Source organism: Pontibacterium sp., from assembly GCF_041587635.1.
GTDB lineage: Bacteria > Pseudomonadota > Gammaproteobacteria > Pseudomonadales > Balneatricaceae > Pontibacterium.
In genome coordinates this window covers 1-1,683 of sequence record NZ_JBFGYC010000704.1, presented here as the reverse complement: position 1 = coordinate 1,683, position 1,683 = coordinate 1, and the positions used below count along the sequence as shown (strand labels likewise).

Genomic DNA, 1,683 nt, shown 5'->3' with positions numbered 1-1,683 from the left:
TGATCGCTACGACGGCCAACCCTGTCGAAGCATCAACTTGACGATCTTCTCCGCTGCCTTGCCGTCACCATACGGGTTGTGGGCACGGCTCATATCTTCGTAAGCCTGGTTGTCTGAGAGCAAAAGGTCGACTTCACTTATAATAGTCTCGACATCGGTGCCAACAAGCTTCACTGTGCCGGCCTGGACTGCTTCAGGACGTTCTGTAGTATCTCGCATAACCAGAACGGGTTTTCCGAGTGAAGGTGCCTCTTCTTGTATACCACCAGAGTCAGTCAGAATCAGATGTGAGGTCGTCATTAGATAGACGAAGGGGAGATAATCCAAAGGTTTTATCAGATGAATGTTGTCAACGTCCTTCAGTAGGCGCATAACGGGTTCTTGAACATTCGGATTCAGATGAACCGGATAGATGATTTGAGAGTCAGGGTGTTTTAAAGCAATTTGCTTCAACGCAAGGCAGATGCGCTCGAAACCATCGCCAAAGCTCTCTCGTCTGTGTCCCGTTACAAGTACAGTTTTTTTGCCTGACAGTGTGAATGGGAAGTCTTTCTGGTACTGCGCTTTAAGCGAGGTATCCTTTTGGATTTTATCCCTAACCCAAAAGAGGGCATCGATAACCGTGTTACCGGTAACCGTAATATTTTCACCGTCAATATTTTCCCGTAGGAGGTTGTTACGGGATGTGTCGGTTGGAGCAAAGTGATAATTGGTTAGAACACCTGTCAGCTTACGGTTAGCCTCTTCAGGCCAAGGCGAGTAGAGGTCACCTGTCCTCAAACCTGCCTCTACATGACCTACCTGAATCTGTTCGTAGTAGGCAGCTAGCGATACTGCGAAAGTAGTCGCAGTGTCACCGTGTACCAATACAACATCAGGTTTATATGACTCGAGAATTGGCTTCATGCCAGTCAAAATTCTTGACGTAACCTCATTCAGATTCTGACCAGGCTTCATGATATCAAGATCAAATTCCGGCGTGATTTTGAATAATGCCAATACCTGATCCAGCATATCTCGGTGTTGAGCGGTTACACAAACCGCAGACTCAAAACGATCGTCTGCTTTTAATGCGTGTACCAAAGGAGCCATCTTGATGGCCTCAGGGCGTGTGCCAAAAACGGTGAGCACTTTTTTCATTATGAAAATCCTTTATTCCTATCAATGCGTGAGGAGAGTGAAATTTACTCAAATCTTCTTAAGGCCATTAAGAAGTGAGTAGTATTCCCAAGTCCTACTTTATGACGATAGGACATACAAATTGGTTAAAAATATAGGCTGCTGATGTATAAACATCATCACGTTTTCCGTTGGTTTATTTGCCCATGGGCAGCAGCCTTTCCATTCCCTGTGTCAGTTGTTGGCTGAGCTGGTCCAATGCTTCGGTGTCGCGAATAATACGTGGTGTTATCATCACCACGATTTCTGTTTTGTCTCTGCCCTGGGTTTCCGATTTGAATAGGTTACCGATCACCGGAAGGTCCCCGGCTCCAGGCACTTTGGAGTTGCCCTTTGTATTGTTTTCACTGATCAGGCCACCCACAACTGCAGTTTGGCCATCCCCAACCAGAAGGCTGGTTTTAAACGAGCGCTGAGAGATTACAGGAGAGTTGATACCAGCGATTGCGTCATCGGAAGTGTTGCTGATTACTTGGCTTAGCTCCAATGCAACAACATTATTTC

Annotated in this window: 2 protein-coding genes; both read right to left on the bottom strand. The window is 46.2% G+C overall.

From position 1 onward, the window contains the following. Positions 1 to 6: 6 nt before the first annotated feature. Entirely contained in the window at positions 7 to 1,140 is a 1,134-nt protein-coding gene (wecB, locus tag ABYW01_RS20960; RefSeq protein WP_372836497.1) for a non-hydrolyzing UDP-N-acetylglucosamine 2-epimerase, read from the bottom strand. A 175-nt stretch (positions 1,141 to 1,315) separates the two neighbouring features. Next, the coding region (locus ABYW01_RS20955) for a type II secretion system protein GspD (protein WP_372836495.1) at positions 1,316 to 1,683 on the bottom strand (368 nt) is incomplete at its 5' end.